The 21,647-nt window shown below is 60.7% G+C and carries 15 protein-coding genes; 4 read left to right on the top strand and 11 right to left on the bottom strand.

Features of this window, described 5'->3' with window-relative positions; genetic code table 11:
• Window positions 1-14 precede the first annotated feature (14 nt).
• The 3 genes from folK to folP form a co-directional block, all read right to left on the bottom strand.
• Window positions 15-551 carry a 2-amino-4-hydroxy-6-hydroxymethyldihydropteridine diphosphokinase gene (gene folK, locus V6S97_RS02365; protein ID WP_162691796.1) on the bottom strand — a complete coding sequence of 179 codons (537 nt, stop codon included), beginning with the start codon at window positions 549-551 and terminating at the stop codon, window positions 15-17.
• Complete coding sequence (gene folB / locus V6S97_RS02360) at window positions 535-900, bottom strand: dihydroneopterin aldolase (RefSeq protein WP_003502532.1); 366 nt, start codon at window positions 898-900, stop codon at window positions 535-537. Before folB ends, folK begins: the two co-directional genes overlap by 17 nt.
• Window positions 901-978: 78 nt before the next feature.
• Window positions 979-1,839, bottom strand: a complete 861-nt coding sequence (folP, locus tag V6S97_RS02355; protein ID WP_162691797.1) for a dihydropteroate synthase — start codon at window positions 1,837-1,839, stop codon at window positions 979-981.
• 104 nt (window positions 1,840-1,943) lie between these two features.
• Here folP and V6S97_RS02350 point away from each other — a divergent pair, with 104 nt between their 5' ends.
• Window positions 1,944-2,570 carry a DUF922 domain-containing Zn-dependent protease gene (locus V6S97_RS02350; RefSeq protein WP_031234002.1) on the top strand — a complete coding sequence of 209 codons (627 nt, stop codon included), beginning with the start codon at window positions 1,944-1,946 and terminating at the stop codon, window positions 2,568-2,570.
• 306 nt (window positions 2,571-2,876) lie between these two features.
• Here V6S97_RS02350 and V6S97_RS02345 read toward each other — a convergent pair whose 3' ends face one another.
• Together V6S97_RS02345 and V6S97_RS02340 are read right to left on the bottom strand one after the other, a co-directional pair.
• Window positions 2,877-3,197 (bottom strand): 2Fe-2S iron-sulfur cluster-binding protein, encoded by a 321-nt coding sequence (locus V6S97_RS02345; RefSeq protein WP_003502527.1) that lies wholly within the window; start codon window positions 3,195-3,197, stop codon window positions 2,877-2,879.
• Between the two features lie 130 nt (window positions 3,198-3,327).
• Entirely contained in the window at window positions 3,328-3,696 is a 369-nt protein-coding gene (locus V6S97_RS02340; RefSeq protein ID WP_003502525.1) for an Hpt domain-containing protein, read from the bottom strand.
• 478 nt (window positions 3,697-4,174) lie between these two features.
• Here V6S97_RS02340 and V6S97_RS02335 point away from each other — a divergent pair, with 478 nt between their 5' ends.
• Window positions 4,175-10,522 (top strand): hypothetical protein, encoded by a 6,348-nt coding sequence (locus V6S97_RS02335; RefSeq protein ID WP_003502523.1) that lies wholly within the window; start codon window positions 4,175-4,177, stop codon window positions 10,520-10,522.
• Window positions 10,523-10,615: 93 nt separating this feature from the next.
• Here V6S97_RS02335 and V6S97_RS02330 read toward each other — a convergent pair whose 3' ends face one another.
• Window positions 10,616-12,565, bottom strand: coding sequence for a translation factor GTPase family protein (locus tag V6S97_RS02330; RefSeq protein WP_334426015.1), 1,950 nt, complete (start codon window positions 12,563-12,565; stop codon window positions 10,616-10,618).
• 259 nt (window positions 12,566-12,824) lie between these two features.
• Window positions 12,825-13,742 carry a PhzF family phenazine biosynthesis protein gene (locus tag V6S97_RS02325; RefSeq protein ID WP_111780838.1) on the bottom strand — a complete coding sequence of 306 codons (918 nt, stop codon included), beginning with the start codon at window positions 13,740-13,742 and terminating at the stop codon, window positions 12,825-12,827.
• A 303-nt stretch (window positions 13,743-14,045) separates the two neighbouring features.
• Here V6S97_RS02325 and V6S97_RS02320 point away from each other — a divergent pair, with 303 nt between their 5' ends.
• Together V6S97_RS02320 and V6S97_RS02315 are read left to right on the top strand one after the other, a co-directional pair.
• Window positions 14,046-14,819: an NAD kinase gene (locus tag V6S97_RS02320; protein WP_020809760.1), complete on the top strand. Its 774-nt coding sequence runs from the start codon at window positions 14,046-14,048 to the stop codon at window positions 14,817-14,819.
• Window positions 14,820-14,840: 21 nt separating this feature from the next.
• Window positions 14,841-15,341 (top strand): hypothetical protein, encoded by a 501-nt coding sequence (locus V6S97_RS02315; protein WP_112292770.1) that lies wholly within the window; start codon window positions 14,841-14,843, stop codon window positions 15,339-15,341.
• 27 nt (window positions 15,342-15,368) lie between these two features.
• Here V6S97_RS02315 and V6S97_RS02310 read toward each other — a convergent pair whose 3' ends face one another.
• The 4 genes from V6S97_RS02310 to V6S97_RS02295 all read right to left on the bottom strand — a co-directional run bounded on the left by V6S97_RS02310 (window position 15,369) and on the right by V6S97_RS02295 (window position 21,177).
• Window positions 15,369-15,839 (bottom strand): cysteine hydrolase family protein, encoded by a 471-nt coding sequence (locus V6S97_RS02310; RefSeq protein WP_209788016.1) that lies wholly within the window; start codon window positions 15,837-15,839, stop codon window positions 15,369-15,371.
• A gap of 73 nt (window positions 15,840-15,912) precedes the next feature.
• Window positions 15,913-17,044 (bottom strand): peptide chain release factor 2 gene (prfB, locus tag V6S97_RS02305; RefSeq protein ID WP_209788013.1). Its coding sequence is split into 2 segments (ribosomal slippage): window positions 15,913-16,974 and window positions 16,976-17,044, totalling 1,131 coding nucleotides; the frame shifts between segments, so codons are not numbered across the junction.
• A gap of 98 nt (window positions 17,045-17,142) precedes the next feature.
• Window positions 17,143-19,590: a penicillin-binding protein 1A gene (locus V6S97_RS02300; protein ID WP_060726167.1), complete on the bottom strand. Its 2,448-nt coding sequence runs from the start codon at window positions 19,588-19,590 to the stop codon at window positions 17,143-17,145.
• A gap of 327 nt (window positions 19,591-19,917) precedes the next feature.
• Complete coding sequence (locus V6S97_RS02295; protein WP_003502504.1) at window positions 19,918-21,177, bottom strand: N-acetylmuramoyl-L-alanine amidase; 1,260 nt, start codon at window positions 21,175-21,177, stop codon at window positions 19,918-19,920.
• Between the last annotated feature and the right edge of the window lie 470 nt (window positions 21,178-21,647).

Below are 21,647 nucleotides of genomic sequence, written 5' to 3'. Positions count from 1 at the left end.
ACGCCATACTCTTCTCAGTCATCACCAAGCGGGAGTGTCCACCACTCCCGCTTTTCGTTTGCGCTGACAATGCCTGTTTTGTCCGCCTGCCGTAGCCATTCCCGCACGGCCTTGCCCCTGACTTCGAGATCGGATGCAATATCGGCGAGCGGCATCAGCACGAAAGCGCGTTCCGTCATGCGTGGATGCGGCACTTCAATGCTTTCCGTTACGAGAGACTCATTCCCATAGGTAAGCACATCAATATCGATGGTGCGTGGACCCCAGCGCTCCGTCCGCACGCGTTTCATGCCCTTTTCGATATCAAGGCACAATTGCAAGAGCGCGGGCGCTGAAAGCGAGGTTTCGACCAAAGCGCAGCAATTGAAGAAATCCGCCTGATCCGTCTTGCCCCAGGGCGGCGTGCGATAAAGTCCGGAAACGGCCAGCACGCGGCAATCCTCGTGTGCATCGAGTTCTCGGAGCGCCCTTGCCATGGCGGCGGCGGGATCGCCGATATTGCCGCCAAGGCCCAATGCGGCGACGGTCTTCTTCTCAGGCACGGTGTTCAACGCTCACCTGCGCATAATCGAGAATGCCGGGAACCGGCGCGGAGGGTTTGCGCACTGTGATCCTGAGCCAGACGATCTGCGGATAACGGGCACGCAGCGCCTTGGCGATATCGTTCGCCAGCGCCTCGATGAGATAGCGGCGCTGGCCCACGACGATTTTTTCGATGACGGCAAAGGCCACGCCGTAATCGACGGTATTTTCAATATCGTCGGTTTCCAGCGCATCACCCGCCTCGACTTCCATCTCGGCATCGACGAAAAAGCGCTGGCCCAGCACCTCCTCCTGCTCGAGAAGACCATGACGGGCGAAGAAAGAACAGTTTTTCAGGATGATGGTATAGCGGCTCATCGCATCGCCTCCATGGCAGGACTGTTTCTCCAGAAAGCCGCCCCCTCTTGGGGACATGGCATTCCGGCACTCATTGATCTACGCATCGGCCTTTGCCAACGTTTTGGCAAGAACCGCATCGGCGATTGCCAGTGCATCGCGCGTTGCAGCGACATTGTGCACGCGAAAAATCGAAGCACCCGCCAACCTCAGGATCGCGGTGGTCGCAGCCGTTCCGATATCGCGTTCCGCTGCCGCATCCCGGCCCGTCAGCGACCCGATGAAACGCTTGCGCGACGTACCGGCGAGAACCGGAAGGCCGAAAGCGGCAAGCTCGCCGAAACGTGCCATCAGTTCGACATTTTCCCGCTCGTCCTTGGCAAAACCAAAACCGGGATCGAGCACGACGGCATCGCGGGCAATACCCGCATCCTCGGCGATCTCGAGCGAGCGATTGAGGAATTCGAACTGGTCGGCGACCACATCGGCAAGCTTCTGCCGGTCGCGGCCGGTATGCATGATGCAGACCCCGGCGCGGGTGGCGGCGACCACGCCGGCCATTTCCATGTCCTTCTGCAGGCCGAAGACGTCATTGACGATATGTGCGCCGGCGCTGATCGCCAGCTTCGCCGTCGAAGCGCGGTAGGTATCGACGGAAATCAGCACATCCGTCTCGCGGCGCAGCTTCTCGATGACCGGCAGCACCCGGTCCTGTTCCTGGGCTTCCGTCACCGCGGCGGCACCCGGCCGCGTGGATTCGCCGCCGATATCGATGATGTCAGCACCCTCTTCCACGCAGGTCAGCGCATGGGAAAAAGCCGAATCGACGGCAAGATAACGGCCGCCATCGGAAAAGGAATCGGGCGTTGCATTGACGATGGCCATAATACGGCCACGCCCATCAAGTTTCAGGGAGCGACCATGGGCCGCTTGCCACGCGTTGCTGCCGGCTGTTATCACGTAACACGCGCCTTTCGGGAATAACGGAGTGTTATGCCAATTCTTATAAGTTCCGCTCCGCCTATGCAGCAAACCTTTTTGAAGTTCAACCGGAAGGCCGGGTCATGACTAAATCATCACGTGCTCTTTGCGTCGCTTTGGCGGGCGCAATGGCACTTTCCCTACCCGGATCGGCATTTTCCGACACCATCGTCCGCAAGACCTATTCCTATTTTTCGATTGGCGGCAAAACGGCGGCCGATCTCGACCAGCAGCTTTCCAAGCACGGCCCCCTGACCCGCAATACCGGCGCGCGCCATCCCGGCGCTACCGAAATCAAATTCGGGGGCGAGCTCACCTATGTGGAGAAAAACGGCCTTTGCAGCGTCGGAACCGCCAAAGTGGTGCTAAACACCCGCATTCTCCTGCCGCAATGGAAAAACCGCCGTCGCACCACGGCGGAACTGGCCTTCATCTGGGATACGCTGCTTGCCGATATCAAGCGCCACGAGGAGCGCCATGCGGAAATCGCCCGCACCCATGCCCGTTCGCTTGAAAGACAGCTGACCTCGCTTCGGCCGCAGAAAAGCTGCGAGACGCTACAGGAAATGGTCGGCAAGATCACCCAGACGGTGATGGACGAGCATGACCGGGACCAAATGCGCTTCGACGTCGTGGAATCGAAAAATTTCGATGCCCGCATGACCCGGCTTTTGAAAAACCGGCTCGAGCAGGGCCAGAATCGTCGCTGACGGTCATTGGCCGTACCTTCCAGAATCTCGGGGAAAATCACGGACATGACGTAACGTCATGTCCTATATCACCCGTGAATTCTCGCCGTGGTGCGGCCGGCAAGACTCATTGTAGCTTGTTCATACGGTTTGAAATGGTTGCGGCCCAAGGCGGGTCCGGCGGTTGCAACCGTCTCCGGTTCTCCCGGTGCGCACTTGAGGGCTCGCAGGTGTTTCCTCCCTCGCCTGCATGCGCGTACCCGCCTCGCCCCGCTCCCCGCTACTAGGTGAGCGGGGCTTTTTCTGCGTGAAGCAATACGGAAATTTTCAGCCCTGACGCTCGGGAACATGAACGACGAGACCATCAAGCTCATCATTCATCTTGATCTGACAGGAGAGCCGCGAGGTGGGGCGCACGTCGAAGGCGAAGTCCAGCATGTCCTCTTCCATCGGTTCCGGTCCGCCGACGCGCTCGGCCCAGGCGTCGTCGACATAGACATGACAGGTCGCACAGGCGCAGGCGCCGCCGCATTCCGCATCGATGCCGGGAATGGAGTTGCGCACCGCATTCTCCATGACGGTGGAGCCGTTGCTCACGTCGAGTTCATGGGGCGTGCCGTCAAAGGCAACGATGGTCAGTTTTGTCATGCCGGAAATCCAAAATGTGATCTAAGAACTGTTCTAAACACATAGAAAGGCCGCTCCGCCTTGGCAACCCGCTTCGAGGGCGCTTAGACGCAACCGGCCTTGCAAAATGGCAAATTTGATGGATTACGCCTCAGCGGCAGAGCTTGAGGATGAAATTTTCGGCTTCGACAATGGTTGCTGCGAGTTTTGCGATCGCCGCGCTGTCCTTGCCCTTGTCTTCCACTGCTGCCGCGGCTGCGGAAACGGCGGATGCACCGACGGCCTGCGCCGACCCCTTCAGACGGTGGGCCGTCGCCATGACGGTCTTGTCGTCCGCACCCGCCATTTCATGCAGGGCGGCGCGGGCGTTGCGGCTGAAGAGTTGCAGCACCTCGATCTCCAGATCCTTGTCGCCCATCGTCTGCCGGGCGAGATGATCGAAATCGATCGGTTTTTTACCGGTGGCAGGCGCGCCGCCGCAATTATCGGGAGCTTCGAAAACAATACTGACCGCTGCCATGGCTGAAATCCTGTCTCACCGTTTCCTGTTTCGTGTCACATCTGTGTCGTATTCACGCATCCGGGCGGCTGCTATCAGCTTAAATTACGGCGTGACGCGGGCGAAAATCTTCTGCTATGGTTAATTTATGTTAAACTTATGCGAAACAAGGCGTTCAGCGTGAAACTCAGGTTTAAAAACTGTTAAAAAGCCGACACTTCGCCACCGCCGCAAATCCGCATTAATTGTTTCGAACACCTAAATGTGTCACTACGGTACTGCCGTTCCTGCGAGGCTTAAGCTCAAGCTTTGTTATTGCGGCACAGTGATGTAATTTCGCCCGAAAGCTGGACCACCAGCAATTCGGGATTTGGTAAATGGCGGAATTGTTCTCTCTTCAAGGGATAATGTTCCGCTGGCATGATGGCGGCAGTCTGCTTGCGGATCGCAAGTGGTCAACGGCATGAAGCCGGGCGTATGTGTAACGAGGCGTAACCGCATGGCGAATAACAAGATCAGCGACTCTGTCGACGAGACTGCATTTCAGGCATTGGAAGATGCCCTGCAGCTTGGCGCTTTCGAAGAAAAGCCGGAGACGCGGAAAACTGCAGCGCCGAAGCAGCCGGAGGCCAGATTGAAGGAAGCAAGCAGACAGACCCCTGCTCCCGAGGCCGCGCGCGCGCCTGCCGAACAGACGCCCAGATCGCCCAATCTCGAGGCGGCCAATGACGGTTCCAAGCGCAGCCCGGCCATGATCCTGAAATCGCTTGAAGGCGGCTCCATTGGCGGCGCACTTCGCAACGCCACGATCATGTCGGTCATCTGGGCGCTCGGCGGCCTTGGTATCGCACATCTTCTTTATGGCAACACGCTGTGGAACATCGCCTCGCTGGCTGATCTCACCGCAATCCCCGGCCTGATGGCAATCGTCGTCGGCATCCTCGTTCCCATCATGCTGTTCTTCGCCTTCGCGATCATGATGGCGCGTGCCCGCGATCTGCGGAATGCCGCCCGCTCCATGGCCGAAGTCGCCCTTCGCCTTGCGGAACCGGAAACCGTAGCATCCGACCGCATCATGTCGGTCGGCCAGGCGGTTCGCCGCGAAGTCTCGGCCATGAATGACGGTATCGAGCGCACAATCGCCCGCGCGACGGAACTCGAGACACTCGTTCATTCCGAAGTCAACGCGCTCGAGCGCAGCTATGCCGACAATGAACTGCGCGTGCGCAGCCTCGTGCAGGAACTGACCGCCGAGCGTGACGCCATCGTCAATCATGCCGAGCGCATCCGCTCCTCCATCGTCGGCGCGCAGGAACAGATTAAAGAAGAGCTTTCCATCGTTGGCGAAGAGCTTTCGATGCGGATCGCCACGACCGGCGAGGCTTTCGCCTCTATGATCGACACGCGTTCGGCTGCGCTGCTCGAAAAATCGCGCGCCTCGACCGAAGCGATGGGCAGCCTGATCGCCGCCAAGACCGAAAACCTGCTCCAGGCGCTGAACTCTTCGGGCTCGACGATCTCCAACGAATTCGACATGCGCCTGCATAATCTCACCTCAACGCTGGACGAGCGCGGTGAAGTGCTGCTGGAGCGTTTCGCGATCCATGCTTCGACGCTGGATAGCGGCGTGGAAAGCCTCAACAGCGCGCTTGAGGAACGCACCCGCCAGCTCAACGAGACGCTGTCCAACCGCACGCTGGAACTCAATCGCAATATCGAACGCGGCCAGCAGGTCATCGGCGGTTCGCTCGATACGGTTCTCGACAAGCTGTCCACGACGCTTGAAGAAAAGGGCCTCTCCTTCCGCCAGAGCCTGCAGAGCACGGCCGACGATGCGATCATGGATCTCGATCTTCGCTCCGGCCTCTACGAGGAGCGCATGCAGGCGACGGTAGGCCAGGTCAACTCGGCCTTCGACGTGCATGTGGCGCAATTCGCCAGTGCCTTCGACCAGCGCGCCGGCAGCCTCGACAGCAAGCTGATGGAAAGTCTCGCCCGCATCAACGAAACCGTTGCCGGCGGCTCCGAAGCGCTCGACACCATGCTGAGCGCCGGTCTGGAGCGTATCGGCACCACCATGACCGATCAGTCGCTGGCGCTTGCAACTGCGCTGGGCACGGGTCAGGAAATGCTGGAAAGCGCGCTTGAAATCCGGACACAGGCCTTCAGCGACGCGATCGGCCAGCGCACCGCCGAAATCACCGACGCCTTCGCCAATTCTCACGAGAAGATCGACGCTGTGCTGTCGGAACGAAGCAACGCCCTGTTCGGCGCGCTCTCAGCCAGCCAGAACCGTTTCGACGAGGCACTCGCCAGCCGTTCGATGGCGATTACCGGCTCCGTCTCCGGCACGGCCGAACGCCTTGCCGCCATGCTCGACGAACGCGCCGCCGCGATCAACAGTGTCGTTGCCGATGTCGAGCGCCGCCTTTCGGAAACGCTCGAAACCCGGGCTGCCGCCATCACCGGTGCTGTTTCCGGCATCGAGGATCGTATTTCCGATACGCTGGAAAGCCGCACGGCTGCCCTGCACGACGTCGTCGCCGGTGCGGAAAGCCGCATCGCCGATACGCTTGACGGCCGCACGGCCGCTCTTTCCAGCGCCATTTCCGGCGTCGAGGAACGCATCGCCGATACGATGGACAGCCGCACCCTGTCGCTCGACATGACCTTTGCCAATGTCGAGGAAAGACTGTCCGAGACGCTCGACAACCGTACCTCTGCCCTCACCGGCATTGTGGCGAGCGCTGAAGAGAAAATCGCCGGCGCGCTCGACAGCCGCACGGCCACCTTCGGCGACGTGGTCGCCGGTGCTGAAACCCGTATCGCGGAAACGCTGGATGGCCGCACCGCCGCTCTCAACGCCGTGGTCTCCGGCGCTGAAGAACGCATCGCCGATGCGCTCGACAGCCGTACCATGGCGCTCGACATGGCATTCTCCGGCGCGGAGGAAAAAATCACCGAAGCGCTCGACACGCGCACCGCAGCCCTTGGCGAACTGGTGGCCGGCGCCGAGACCCGTATTGCCAGCGCGCTTGACAGCCGCACGGATTCGCTGAAGACCGTCGTTTCCGGCGCCGAAGAGCGGATTACGGATGTTCTCGACAGCCGCACCATGGCGCTCGACATGAGCTTCTCCGGCGTCGAGGAAAAGATCGCCGATATTCTCGATGGTCGCACCACGGCCCTGCAGAACGCCGTTTCCGGTGTCGAAGACCGCATTGCAGACGCATTGGACAGCCGTACCGCTGCCCTTTCCGGCATCGTGGCAGGCGCGGAAGAACGCATCGCGGATGCGCTGGACAGCCGCACTCTTGCGCTCGATATGACGATTTCTGGTGTCGAGGAGCGTATCGCCGAGGCGATGGATGCCAGAGCATCGTCGCTTTCGCTTGCGGCGGCCGGTGTCGGCCAGCGTCTCGAATCCACCGCATTCACGCTTGAAAACGCGCTTGCCAGCGGTCACGAGCGGCTCGAAACCATGCTCGGCTCACAGGCCGAGCGCATTGCCGGCTCGCTGGAGCGCAATAGCGGCCTGATCGAGCAGAGTGTCTCGGGCGCGGCCAACCGCATCGAAAGCGTCGTTGAAGACGGCAGCACCCGTTTTGCCCAGACGGTGGAAGAAGGTGTGTCCCGCCTCGAAACCAACCTCTCGCAATCGCATGAGGATATTCGCACGGCGCTCGACCAGCGCCAGGCGGACCTTGCTGCGACGCTCAGCTCCGCCACGACGCAGATGGGCGACATGCTTTCCGAGCAGGCTATGATGATCGGCACCACGGTCGCCTCCAGCGCCAGCATGCTTGAACTGTCGCTCGAGACCCAGCAGGACACGCTGCAGAAGGCAATCGACGGCAGTGCTGCGACGCTGGAAGAGCGTCTTCGCAACAGCGCCGGTGATATCGCCGTCAAGATCGGCGAGGCAGCCCGCGAAATCGGCGGGGCCACCGACGCCCTCTCCGCCCGCATCGAAACATCGATCGGCAATGTCACAACCCGTCTCGACGAGACAGGCGCCCGCATCGAGACCTCTCTCGACACCCTGCAGACCCGCGTCGGTGGCGATCTCGCCAACGTCAACAGCTCGATCGAGGACGCCGGCCGCCGCTTCGCCGACGCGCTGGAAGACAAGACGGCCGTGTTCGCCCGCACCAGCGACGAGGCCGCCGAGCGCATCACCGGCATTCTGGACGAACAGACCACGCGTGTCGCAGATACGCTGGAAAGCCGCACCAGCCGCCTGGCAGAAACCTTCGATAGCGGCACGGCCCGCATCGATGAGCGCCTCGGCACCATGGACCGTGCGCTGACGATCGGCCTCGAAAACGTCAACCGCACCATTGAAGGCAAGGCGAGCGATCTCGCTGTCAGCCTGCGCGGCGCGGTCACGTCGGCCACCCAGAGCATCGGCGATGAAGCGGCCCGCTCATCCGCCCTGCTCTCGAAATCCGGTTCGGAATTTGCAGAACAGGTGCAGGCGCAGAACGAAGCCTTCACCAAGGCCATCGAAGAGCGCTCCGGCGAGATCGTTAACCGCATCTCGGATGCGCAGACCCGTCTCTCCGGCCAGGCCGCCGCCGTGGCCCAGACCTTCTCCGAGGCAGGCAACATTATCGTCAACAAGGTTGCCGAGGCTGAAGCCGTCGTCCGCTCTCAGGTCGGTGTCATTTCCGAAACGCTGACGGGTGTCGAATCGGCCCTCGACGCGCGCGGCGAATCCATCCGCTCGGCGCTGGACAACCGCACCCGCGAACTCAACTCGATGCTGGCCAGCCGCTCTGCGGAGCTGTCTCGCCTGATCGAGGAGAAAGCCAAGCCTATCGTCGACGAATATGCCACCATCGGCCGCGAAGCCGCCGAGAAGATCGTTTCCGCCGCCCAGCAGAGCGCCGAGCTTCTCTCGCAGAGCAACAGCGGCATGGTCGGCATGGTGGAACAGGCGATCAGTGACTATGCCGCTGCCGGAACGGATGCGGCGGGCAAGCTCGTCGCAGCCACCCGCCAGAGCACGGATATGCTGTCCGAGACCCATACTGCTATGGCGGACGCCGTCGAACAGGGCATCGACAAATATGCCCGCGCCGGCAGCGATGCCGCCAACAAGCTGGTCGCCGCCACCCGCCAGAGCACGGACATGCTGTCGCAGACCCATAACAGCATGGCCGAGATCGTTGAACAGTCGGCAACCAACTTCAATTCCGCCGTTGAGCGCGCCGCACAGGGCTTCGGCGCGGCAGATGAGGCATTGAACGCCTCGGCGACCCGCTTCTCCGAATCCGCCTCGCAGGCCGCCGACATGGTGTCCAGCTCCAGCCGTCTGCTCGAAGGAAAGATCGACCGCCTGTCGAATATTTCCGGCCAGACGCTGGCGCAGGTTGCCGGTATCGTCGGACGCTTCGAAGAACATTCGAAGGTGCTGAGCCAGGCATCCGAACTGCTCAATGCCGCACAGTCGAGCCTCGTCGGCACGCTGGAGGAACGCCAGGATGCGCTGCGCAGCCTGTCCGTCGGCCTCGTCAAGCGCTCCGAGGAAATCGAAAGCGCCATGCGCAACGTCGTCGGCGTCGTGGAAACCACGCTCAACGAAGCCGAAGAGCGTTCGCAGAATGTCGCCGGCAATCTGCGTGACAATCTGCAGGCGTCCTTCACCGATATCGGCCGCTCGCTCGACGAGACCGAACAGCGCGCCCGCTCGGCGGCACAGACCATGCGGGGCGCCCTGCTCTCCGCCGGTCAGGATGCCAGCCGCTCGATCGAAAGCACGCTCTCCGACGCGCAGAAATACTCCGACGAGCTGGTGAACCGCCTGCGCGGCGGTGTCGAGTCCTCGCTTTCGGAAGTCGACAATCTTCTGGGCAGCGCCTCGGAAAAATCGAATGCCGCCGCCGCCAACCTCAAGGAAACGCTGCGTCAGGCCGTCGAGGAAGCCGTTAGCCGCTTTGCCGGTGCAACGGACGAAATCCGCCGCTCCAGCCACGACATCCGCCGCGAGCTGGATGCGACACGCGCCGAACTGAAGCGCGGCGCCTTCGACCTGCCGGAAGAAGCCAAGGAAAGCGCTGCCGCCATGCGCCGCGCCGTTTCCGAGCAGATCAAGGCCCTGCAGGATATTTCCCACCTTGTCGGTCGTTCGACCCACCAGATGGAAGTGTCCGAACCGGTCGCCCGTGCCATCGCCGCGACCCAGCCTGCCGCTGAACGCCGCGTCGAGACGCGTCCGCAGCCGGCAGCAGCCGCTCCGGTACAACAGCGCCCGGCACAGCCGCAGCCTGCTGCTGCCCCTGCCTTGCGTGGCACCCTGCCGCTTGAAAACCGCCAGGTCGAGAACCGTCAGGCACCTGCCCCGGCTCCCACTGGCGCTGCCGCTCCCGCTGGACGTCGTGAAGAAGGCGGTGGCTGGATCAGCGATCTTCTGCGCGGCGCCTCACAGGAAACGGCAGCCGCTTCCGCACCCCGCACCGAGCAGCAGCCAACGCGTGCGGCCGATACCCGCAATCCGCGGCACATGGTGGAATCGCTGAACTCGCTCTCCGTCGACATCGCCCGCGCCATCGACCACGATGCGTCCGTGGAACTGTGGCGCCGTTACCAGCGCGGCGAGCGCGACGTCTTTACCCGTCGCCTCTACACGCTGAAGGGCCAGACGACTTTTGACGAGATCAAGCGCAAATACGAGCGGGAAGCTGAATTCCGCACCGCCGTGGACCGCTACATCACCGATTTCGAAAAGCTGCTTGCCGATGTGGCCCGCACGGATCGCGACCGGACAGTCACCCAGTCCTACCTCACCTCCGATACCGGCAAGGTCTATACGATGCTTGCCCATGCGGCGGGTCGGTTCAACTGACAGGAGGTCACGCGGAGAGCATCCCTCTCCGCGTTGCCTGTTCAAGTCTGCTATGGAAAATGACCGTCGCGGAACATTTGATTTCCGCGGCGGTCATTCTGCATTTCGGCGCAGGCCCAGCAGATAATCGCGCTCATTGAACGGATCAGCACCCGACCGGCGGCGCAGCGGTGGCGGATTATCCGCCCGTGCATAGTGGCTGAACGACGTTTCCATCGCGCCCATGCCACCCGTCAGCCCCGGCACCTGCTGCTGAACACCCTGAACCATTGCCGACGCTATCGTCCCTTCAAGCCTTGCCATGCCGCCGGAGATAACGGCGTTTCTGGTGACTGCACCCGCTTTGGCAAGAACGGTGCTCAGGCGTGTCATCGCTGCCGCCGGCGCTTCGAGGTGGAAGTGATCGATCGGTTCACAAACGTAGGTTTGCGCTTCGGTCAGCGCCATTGCCAGCACCCATGGTGTCAGCTGCCGGAAATCGGCAGCCGTGCTTGACGGTGCACTCTGCCGGGCGGCCGTCATGGCGACATGGCAATCCACCACCCGCCAACCGAATATGCCCTGCTTCAACGTTTCGAATACGGTCTCCTCGACCGCTCGATAAAAGCTTGCGGGCATCTGGCCCACCTCCACCTCCAGTGCGAAGCTGTTGCCCGCACCATCCGGTCTTGGCTCGACCCGCAATCCGACAGTGGCGATAAAGGGGTTTGGTGCCTTGAAGATGGTTTGAAGTCCGTGCCCGATACCTGCCAGCCTTTCCACGCAGATAATCGTGCTGTCCTCAAATTCGGCCTCGATGCCAAACCCCGTCAACAGTTCCGATTGGATGATCTCCTTTTGCACCTCGCCATAGAGCGATACGAAAACCTCGTTCGTCTCGTCGTTCCTTCGCAATCCGATAAGCGGATCCTGCTCGGTCAGCTGGTTCAGCGCCAGCCAGAGCGCCGCGTGCTCAGCCGGACGGCGAGAAACGACTCGTGTTTCAAGCGTGGGTGGAGCGAAATGAAACGGGCTGTCGGCAACCGCGTCCGCGCCAATCCTGTCGCCGATCCGGGCACTCGTAAGGCCGGTGACGCGGGCGATCTGACCGGCGCGGAGATGCGTCGAATTGTGAACGTGACCGTCCTCGAACAACTGTATTCCGGTCACTCTTGCCGGTCCCTGCGGTAAAGGCAGATATTGCCTCACCTGGACGGTTCCGGATGTCAGATGCAGGTATGACAGCTTTTCACCGCCCCATCCGCGTTCGATCTTGAAGATTTTTCCCGAGACTTCTCCCTCGGGGTCGGGTTGACGAGCGGGCAGCATGTCGACAATGGCAGATATCAAAGCCGGCAGGCCGGCTCCCGTCATCGCCGCACCGGCAAAAGCCGGATGCACCAGCCCATGGGCGGTCTGATGCGCGAGCGATTGGAGGAGTCTTTCGGCCTCCACACCGTCGGGCGTCAAAAGATAGTCGCGCAACAGGTCCTCGTCATTCTCGGCAAGGATTTCGCAGAGGATGGAGAAAAATGGCTCGCTCTTCACATCCGGAGCCTCCACCCGCGCGGACTTGCCGCCAGCGCCAGTGACAGTCGACATGGCGATCGGGCGCACCCTCAACTGATCGGCGAGGTTCTGCACGACCTCATCATAGCGCGCGCCGGGGCGATCGACCTTGTTGATGAAGAATACGAACGGGACTGCGAGACGTTGCAACGCCCGAACAAGTATCCGCGTTTGCGCCTGCACGCCTTCCACGGCCGAAACCACAACCACCGCTGCATCAAGCAGCCCCAACACACGCTCGACTTCCGCAATGAAATCGGGATGGCCGGGCGTATCGATGAGATTGACGACGGTATCGCCAATGGTGAAGGACACGACAGCGGCCCTGATGGTGATGCCGCGCTGCCGCTCCAGTTCGAGGCTGTCTGTCTGTGTATTACCGGTATCGACGCTGCCCAGCCTGTCGATTACGCCGGTGTCAAATAGGAGACGCTCCGTAAGGCTAGTCTTGCCTGCGTCTACATGGGCAAGGATGCCCAGATTCAAAGTGCGCATGAACCCTCAACTTCTCAGAAACTCCAAGGTGATTTTCGTGAGAAGGGACTCGGCGCATTGGGACCTCTATGTACTAAAACCCATGATCTGGCGCGCAAATCTCCGTGGGTTCGCGGAGATGCGAGCGAATTTAAAACCCTCGTCGGGATATATGTCAAGGACGGCCATCTCTGTGTCCGCTCCATCAGGCGTCGCGCGGCGCGCGATCACAGAAGCCACCGGTACGGGATGTTGCCGGACAATCAAACGACAGTTCGCCTCAAACCTCGAACGTGCCCGACGCCACACGCACCGCATGACCGCCGATGCGCGCGCGGGCTATTTCGTTGTCCTTGATGTCCATGCGTAGATGGATGTGGGACGGTCTTTCCATCTCCACGCCCTGCTCTATCAGGAGCGGATGATGGCCGTCCGTCAGCCCGTCGAAATGGTGGATCGCGCCGGAAAGGGCGGCGGCGGCGGAACCGGTTGCGGGGTCTTCCGAAATGCCCATATCCGGGGAGAACATGCGGGCGTGGAACTTTGCCGCGTGATTGACGCCGCCGCGACAGTAGATATAGGCCGCCGCCAGGCGTCCCTCGACAAGTGGCGCGGTGCGCAGCCACAGATTGGCGTCGAAATCCATGTCCCTGATAGCGGCGATATTGTGCAGCGGCACGAGCAGGAACGGCACACCTGCTGTCCAGATAGACGGCACATGATTCTCAAAGCCGAGATGTCCTTCGCTGACGCCGAGCGCATCGGCAAGAGCGGTGTGATCGAGCGGCAGGTCGACTCGGGATGATTTACGCGGCAGGTCGAATTCCGCGAAGCTGACGGCGTCGGCGCGCATCTTCACCGCGCAGCGCACCGGCCCCACCTTCTCCTCCAGCACACAGACCATATCGATGTCGTCATCACCCTCGCCGCGATTTCGCTCGGCGATGGCGACAGCAGCACCCACCGTCGGATGGCCGGCAAAGGGCAATTCGCCGGATGGCGTGAAGATGCGCAGCGAAGCTGCATGCGCCGGGTTGGTGGAGCGGTTGACGAAAACCGTCTCGGAAAGGTTCATTTCCCGCGCAATCGCCTGCATCGTGCCTTGGGGAAGATCATCGGCGTCATACATGACCGCCAGCGGATTTCCCGCCATTTTCGTCTCGGTAAAGACATCGTAGATATCGTAGTTCAGCGCCACATCCGTCTCCTGCCACTCGTCATTCCGGCTGCCTTGGCAAACTGCATCAGGCCGTCCCGCATCGCAACCCTTGTCGGTGGGCGCAAATCAAGAAGCTGTGGACCGGAGCGATGCGGCCCGCCGTCAGGGAACGCCTGCGCCTGCGAAAGGCCTTGTCGCCAGCCGCCGTCTTCATGTACCAAGGGTGCGTCTGGCGGCTAGCTATCGATCTCTTCATCGAGGTTTAAAGATTTCAAGCCGCTTCAACAGGTTACAGTGCCTTGCTCGGACCGGCCCGGTCTGCGCCGTTGTCGAGGGAAGCGAATGTCGCATTCTACCTATTCACTGTCCTTCGTCGCCTCCGCAACAGAGGAGGCGCAGACAGCGCTGAGAGTGCTGAAAGGCATTTACGGCGACACGCCGTTCGCAGAGGCGGAAGTGATCGTTGCACTCGGCGGCGATGGCTTCATGCTGCAGATTCTCAACGAGACAATGAATTCCGGCAAGCGTGTCTATGGCATGAACCGGGGGTCCGTCGGCTTCCTGATGAATGACTACCGGGTGGAAGGCCTGCTCGAGCGCATCGCGGTGGCCAGCGGCAATGATTTCCATCCCTTGCGCATGACGACGACGGATTCCGACGGCGACGAGTTTACAGCCCTTGCCATGAACGAGGTCAGCCTGTTTCGCCAGTCCCATCAGGCCGCCAAGCTTCGTGTCGAGGTGGATGGCAAGGTGCGGCTGGAAGAGCTGATCTGCGACGGCATGATGGTGGCGACCCCCGCAGGGTCGACAGCCTACAATTTCTCCGCCCATGGCCCCATCCTGCCGCTGGAATCGCCGCTTCTGGCGCTGACCCCCGTCAGTGCTTTCCGCCCACGGCGCTGGCGCGGCGCGCTTTTGCCGAATAAGGTAACGGTCGACATTCATGTTCTGGAACGCGACAAGCGCCCGGTGAACGCGGTGGCCGACCACACCGAGGTGAAATCCGTTCGTCACGTTCGGATCGCACAATCGCAGGACAGGACGGCAAGGATTCTCTCGGATCCGGATCGTTCATGGTCGGACCGGGTTCTCGCCGAACAGTTCAACAATTGACGCCCACAATCGATAATGGCCATGCAACTGACAAGACCTATCCTCGCTGCTTTCCTTTTCGCCGCCGCCGTGCTTCCCGCGCGGGCGCAGACGGAAGTGATCGACGCCTTGCCGGTTTCGGCAATCTTCGTCGTCAGCAGCGGCATGTGGGAAGATCGGAATCTTGAGCCGGTGAAAGGTCCTGACGGACAGCTGCGGCCGCCGCCTGCCTCGCCCACACGCGGTTATTACAAGGTCATCGCCATCCGCCAGGGCGACGGTACGGCGAAAATCTACCTGCAGCGCATCGTCTTTACCGCCGATGGGCCGAATCTTCTCGAAAATATCGAGCTGGAAGAATTCAGCCAGATGAAATCCTACGTCACGGATATTCGTCCTGAAAGCTCGAATGGCGCGCCCGCCTCGCCTGGCCTGTTCGTAACCGTTTATCTGAAGACGGACCCGATGAGCAAGGAAGCGGAAAGCTGGACGATCCTGATCGACGAGCTGGGTGAGATGAAGATCGAAAAAGCTTCGAACTGATCGGACCGGATACGCGGCCGGGCAAGGTTATGCTTCCAGTGCCTCCGGCCCGGCAAGAACCGCTCCAAAATGATGCTTCCATAATCTTGCACCGAGTTCACCACTGCGGTCGAGACTGGAGCCTACCGTCAGCCACGGCAACAGCGTGGGATGCAGCCCCGCATCAAAAAGGGCAAAACCAGCGGCCAGCACGCAGGTATCAGCTTGAATGCCGCAGACCAGCACCCTGTCGAGTTTCAGCGACAGGAGATAGTCGATGACCTCCCGTGGAGGCGCATAACCGTGTTTGATGAATATGCGATCTGCCGCAACAAGCGACTCGTCATGCCTGCCCGGCTTCCAGCCGAGTTGCCGCTCGAAGGGCGTCACGCTTTCATCATGACGCTCGACGGTGGCAATGCTGGGCATGGTCAGGGCGAGTGCGGATATTTCCGCCACCAGCCCAGCCGGCGGATTGAAGCTCGGCTGGACGTCGACGATATAGAGCGCCTGTTTCATGCTAGTCCTCCAACGAAAAACCCCTCGCAATGGGTTTGCGAGGGGCAATTTTCCAGTCGACGCGCCGGACGCCTTAATCGATATCCGAGACTTCCACATCCGCGCCGCCGCTGATGCGGTGGGCGAGTGCGGCTTCCATGAATTCGTTCAGGTCGCCATCCAGCACGTTGCCGGGTGCTGTACTTTCCACGCCGGTGCGCAGATCCTTGACCAGCTGGTAAGGCTGCAGAACGTAGGAACGGATCTGGTGGCCCCAGCCGATATCCGTTTTGGAGGCCGCCTGGGCGTTTGCCGCCTCTTCCCGCTTCTGCAGTTCCACCTCATAGAGACGGGCGCGCAGCATGTCCCACGCCTTGGCGCGGTTCTTGTGCTGGGAGCGCTCCTGCTGGCAGGCGACGGCAATACCGGTCGGAATATGCGTGATACGCACGGCCGAGTCTGTCGTGTTGACGTGCTGGCCGCCCGCACCGGACGAACGATAGGTATCGATACGGCAATCGCTCTCATTGATGTCGATCTGGATCGAATCGTCGACGACGGGGTAAACCCAGACGGAAGAGAACGATGTGTGGCGACGCGCATTGCTGTCATAGGGCGAAATACGAACGAGGCGGTGCACGCCCGATTCCGTTTTCATCCAGCCGAATGCATTGTGGCCCTTGACGAGGATCGTCGCGGACTTGATGCCGGCTTCTTCGCCGTCGTGAACTTCGAGAACCTCGACCTTGAAACCTTCGCGGTCGGCCCAGCGGGTATACATGCGCAGAAGCATGTTCGCCCAGTCCTGGCTTTCGGTGCCGCCGGCGCCGGAATGCACTTCGACATAGGTGTCGTTGCTATCGGCCTCGCCTGAAAGCATGGCTTCCACCTGGCGGCGGTTCGCCTCGCTCTTCAGCGCCTTCAGCGCGTCTTCGGCGTCCTTGACGATCTCGTCATCGCCTTCCATCTCGCCGAGTTCGATCAGCTCGATATTGTCGCGGAGCTGCTGCTCCATCGCCTTGACGCCGTTGATGCTGTCATCCAGCTGCTGGCGTTCGCGCATCAGCTTCTGGGCCTCAGTGGCATCGTTCCAGAGGGTCGGGTCCTCTGCCTTGTTATTCAACCAGTCCAGCCGTCTTATCGCCTGGTCCCAGTCAAAGATGCCTCCTCAGCAGGCTTATGGCCTGCTTGATTTCGTCGACTACGTTCACGATTTCATTGCGCATTTCGCTGGTTCTTCACCTTCATTGAAACTCGTTGCTCAAATAAATGCGGGGGGCGCGGATGTAAAGACCCGCGCCCCCGCCAAACGTCAGGACTAATGTCAATAAAGACCGCCGCCACCGCCGGTGATGGCCTGCTGCGCCTGCGGCGAGGTCTTCAGAATGTCTTCCTGCGACATGTATCCGTCATCGCCGATGACAGAGAAGGTAGAGGCGGGACCCGTGCCCGGCTTGAAGGCTTCCATGATGGTGTCCGGCTCGCCCTCGACCGCCGCCATGCCGGTCTTGCGGTTGACGGCGACGAAGTTCATGCCAGCAGGCACGATGAACTTGCTCGGTTCCATGTGCTTGGCCGCATCGGCGATAAATTCACCGAAGATCGGTGCCGACAGCGAACCGCCGGTACCGCCGCGACCGAGAGGTGCGGGCGAATCGAAACCGATATAGAGGCCGGCAACCATGTCCGGCGTGTAACCGACGAACCAGGCGTCCTTTTCATCATTGGTGGTGCCCGTCTTGCCGGCAACCGGCAGATCGACCTTGATCTTGCCCGCCGCCGTGCCGCGCTGCACGACGCCTTCCAGCATAGAGGTCGTCTGGTATGCCGTCATCGGGTCGAGAACCTGTTCGCGATTGTCGACGATGACAGGCTCGTCCTGGTTCTGCCAGCTGGTCGCGTTGCAGCCCTCGCAGGCGCGCTCCTCGTGGCGGAAGATCGTCTTGCCGTAGCGGTCCTGAATACGGTCGATCAGCGTCGGCTTGATCTGCTTGCCACCATTGGCGATGACCGAATAGGCAGAAACCATGCGCATGACGGTCGTTTCGCCCGAACCGAGCGACATGGACAGAAGCGGCGGCATCTTGTCGTAAATGCCGAAGCGTTCGGCATATTCCGCGACCAGATTCATGCCCATGTCCTGCGCCAGACGCACGGTCATGAGGTTACGGGATTTTTCAATACCGAGACGCAGGGTCGAAGGACCGGCGGAACCCCCGCCGTAATTCTGCGGCTTCCAGACCTGATTGCCCGAAACCACCTCGATCGGCGCGTCGAGAATGACCGATGCGGGCGTATAGCCGTTGTCGAGCGCTGCCGCATAGATGAACGGCTTGAAGGAGGAGCCCGGCTGGCGCATGGCCTGCGTCGAGCGGTTGAATTCCGACTGCGCGTAGGAGAAGCCGCCGACCATGGCCAGAACACGGCCGGTATGCGGGTCCATCACCACCATGCCGCCCTGCACTTTTGGCGGCTGGCGCAGGCGATATTCGTTGCCGGAGCCGGAAAGCGGCTGCGCATAAACGACGTCGCCCGCGGTCACGACACCGACCGGCGATTTGGCGGTCGCTCTTTTGCCGCTTGCATCACGGAAAGCCCAGCGCATGTTTTCAGCAGAGATATGGCCGCGCGTGCGCTTGTCGCCATCTTCCGCATCGGGATCGGCCTGAACGCCGATATCGACGCCATCGGCGGCGACTGCGAGCACGACCGCGACCTTCCATTCCGGAACGTCCCGGAGACCCTTGACCTTGGCCAGTGCCGCCGTCCAGTCGCCGGCCGTCTCGATCTTTTCCACCGGTCCGCGGAAGCCGCGGCGCTCGTCATATTGCACAAGCCCGTCCTGAAGCGCCTTGCGCGCCTCCATCTGGATTTGCGGGTCGAAAGAGGTACGGACCGAGAGCCCCCCTTCAAGAAGGGCTTCCTCGCCATATTTCTCGACGATCTGGCGGCGGACTTCCTCAGCGAAATAATCGGACGCGAAAATATGCGCGCCACCGCGGCGCAGATTGACGCCGAGCGGCTGCTTTTTGGCGTCGGTGGCGTCGGCGACGGTGATGTAGCCGTTTTCGGCCATGCGGTCGATCACCCAGTCGCGGCGCTCCAGAGCAGCCTTTTCGCGGCGGATGGGATGATAGTTGTTCGGTCCCTTCGGCAGCGATGCGAGATAAGCGGTCTCAGCGATCGTCAGTTCCGTTACCGACTTGTTGAAATAGGTGAGTGCCGCACCGGCGATGCCGTAGGAATTCAGGCCGAAAAAGATCTCGTTGAGATAGAGTTCAAGGATCTTGTCCTTGGAATAGGTCTGCTCGATGCGGAAGGAGAGAATGGCTTCCTTGAGCTTGCGGTCAATGGTCTGGTCGTTGGTCAGAAGGAAGTTCTTCGCCACCTGCTGGGTGATGGTGGATGCGCCGACCGGACGGCGACCGGAGCCGACATTCTGGAGATTGACGAGAATGGCGCGGCCGAGACCGAAGATGTCGACACCCGGGTGGTTGTAGAAATTCTTGTCTTCGGCGGACAGGAAAGCGGCCTTCACGCGGTCGGGAATGGCCTGGATCGGCAGGAACAGGCGCTTTTCATGGGCGTATTCCGCCATCAGCGCACCGTTGCCGGCATGCACGCGCGTCGTTACCGGCGGCTCATAGGTGCTCAGAACTGCGTAATCCGGCAGGTCCTTCGTCACGCCGTGCAAATAAATCGCACCGACGACGGCGGCGCACAGGAAGAGTACGCTGGCCAAGCCGAAAAAATATCCAATCAGTCTGATCATACCAAGCTACCGATAATTCGAATCGTAACCATCAACGCCCGACGATTTACGGGCGCATCCTTGCATATCGCGTGCCGTTTTGCACACCATACCTTCGATGACAAGCCGGATACGGCAGCATTCGCTGATATGTTACCGGGCGGCAGGCCCGCAATTGCGTTGCGGACGCTTGCGGATCGCCACCGAATCCGCGCTTCGAGTAACGCGGCGAATGTGAGTAAAATAGGGCTTCGCCTCCGCAATCGTCCGCAAGACCCAAGAATTGAACAGCTTTTCGGCGGTCAATGGCAGGGAGGCAACAGCATCGTCGCTCCGCTGGTTCCCTTCTCAGCCGCCGTTCGCCATGGCCTTGGCGCGGTATCGCCCGACGGCCGTTGCCAGCGTATCGGCCACCTTCTTGCGCCATTCCCCATCGAGAAGCAGCTTTTCGTCTTCCGCATTGGAGAGGAAACCGAGTTCCAGCAGCACAGAGGGCACGTCATGAGCGCGCAGCACCATGAAACCGGCATAACGGTGCGGATTGTTGATGAGGCCCACCTGCCCCTCGAAGGATGAGACGATGTTTTCGGCGAGCGTCACCGAAAAGGCCTGGGTTTCGCGGCGGGTGAAATCGAGAAGAATATCGGCGACCTCAGGCGGCTCGCTGGAGGCCGCAACACCCGCAATCTGGTCGGACTTGTTTTCGCGCTCCGCCAGTTCCTGTGCCTGCCGGTCCGACGCCCGGTCTGACAATGTATAAACGGTCGCGCCGCGGATACCCTTTTGCTTCAATGTATCCGCATGCAGCGATATAAAGAGGTTGGCATTGTTCTGGCGGGCAATCGTCACCCGTTCGGACAGGGCAAGGAATGTATCGGAATCGCGCGTCAGAAACGCCTTGATGCCGGGTTCGCGGTTCAACCGTTCCGCGAGTTCCTTCGCAAAGGTCAAAGTGATGACCTTTTCCTCGGTGCCCGTCGTGCCGCCGGTGGCGCCGGCATCGATGCCGCCATGACCGGCATCGACCGCGATGACAAATTCCGCAGGACGCGATGTCTTGTCGTCAGGCGTGATCGCGGCAGTCGTTACCGGGGCGGGCGCCTGCCATTGCTGATCCTTCACCAGCTCCGCGAACTTGCCCTTGGTGGTGATCTCGGCATCGAGCACGAAACGGAAAGATTGCCCGTCGTCAGCCTTCTTCGTTTCGGCAACAGTCACCTGTACCGGCTTTTTCGCCGTCAGCACGATGCGGGCGCTGTTCTGGCCCATGGTGCCGAAGCGGATATCCGAGAAAAGACCTGTTGGCTTGAGGTCGGATGTGGGGAAAGCGAAATTCACCGCGGGAAAGTCCACGACGATGCGCGCGGGCGAATCGAGATAGTGAACGTCGAATTCCGGCTCTTCCGCAAAATCGAGAACGATGCGCGTGCGCGCCTCATCACCGATGATACGCGCCTGATGGGCGACAAGCGGCTCCACGGCATGGGCTGCCGGCACGACGGAAACAGAGGCGGCGACGGAAAATGCCAGAGCCGCCAAAGCCCGCGCGATTCGCGCGCCAAGCCGCCCTGCCCCGCCTGATATCGCTGCGTTGCGCGTGAAATCCATGGTCCTCAAGAAATTCCGTATGTCAGTCATTTTCGATAAACGGCGCGGAAAAACGCCGGCAACAGTGCCGTTTCAACCACGCCGTACGATAGTTTGCGCGTTTGCGCCCCACAATCGCAGGCCTTGGTGAACCAATTGTTAACCCGGAAATTCCACCAACAATATGGCATATTTAGCCAGCCTATTGCTATTATGACAGAGAAAACATACAACACGGATGAGGGTTAAAAGTGTTGACGGGATAGATGCCCGCCGGCTGCCAATCGGAAAAGACGCTGGCGCTGCAAATCGGGCAATCATCTGCCGTCGTTACATTTATCCTGAAACTGGATCAATTCCGGCCGTGGCCGGAGACCTACCCGGTGGCGCTGCCACCGCTGCTCTGAGGAGAGCAAATTCATCGGACCCCAAGGGGTCTATATATTATTGTCGTTCCGCCTGGCCAATGATGTCGCAGCAGTTTTCACATG

It is taken from the genome of Agrobacterium sp. CCNWLW155 (assembly GCF_036888815.1).
GTDB lineage: Bacteria > Pseudomonadota > Alphaproteobacteria > Rhizobiales > Rhizobiaceae > Agrobacterium > Agrobacterium radiobacter.
Note: the sequence above shows the minus strand (reverse complement) of the source record. Positions and strands in the feature narration are given on the sequence as shown.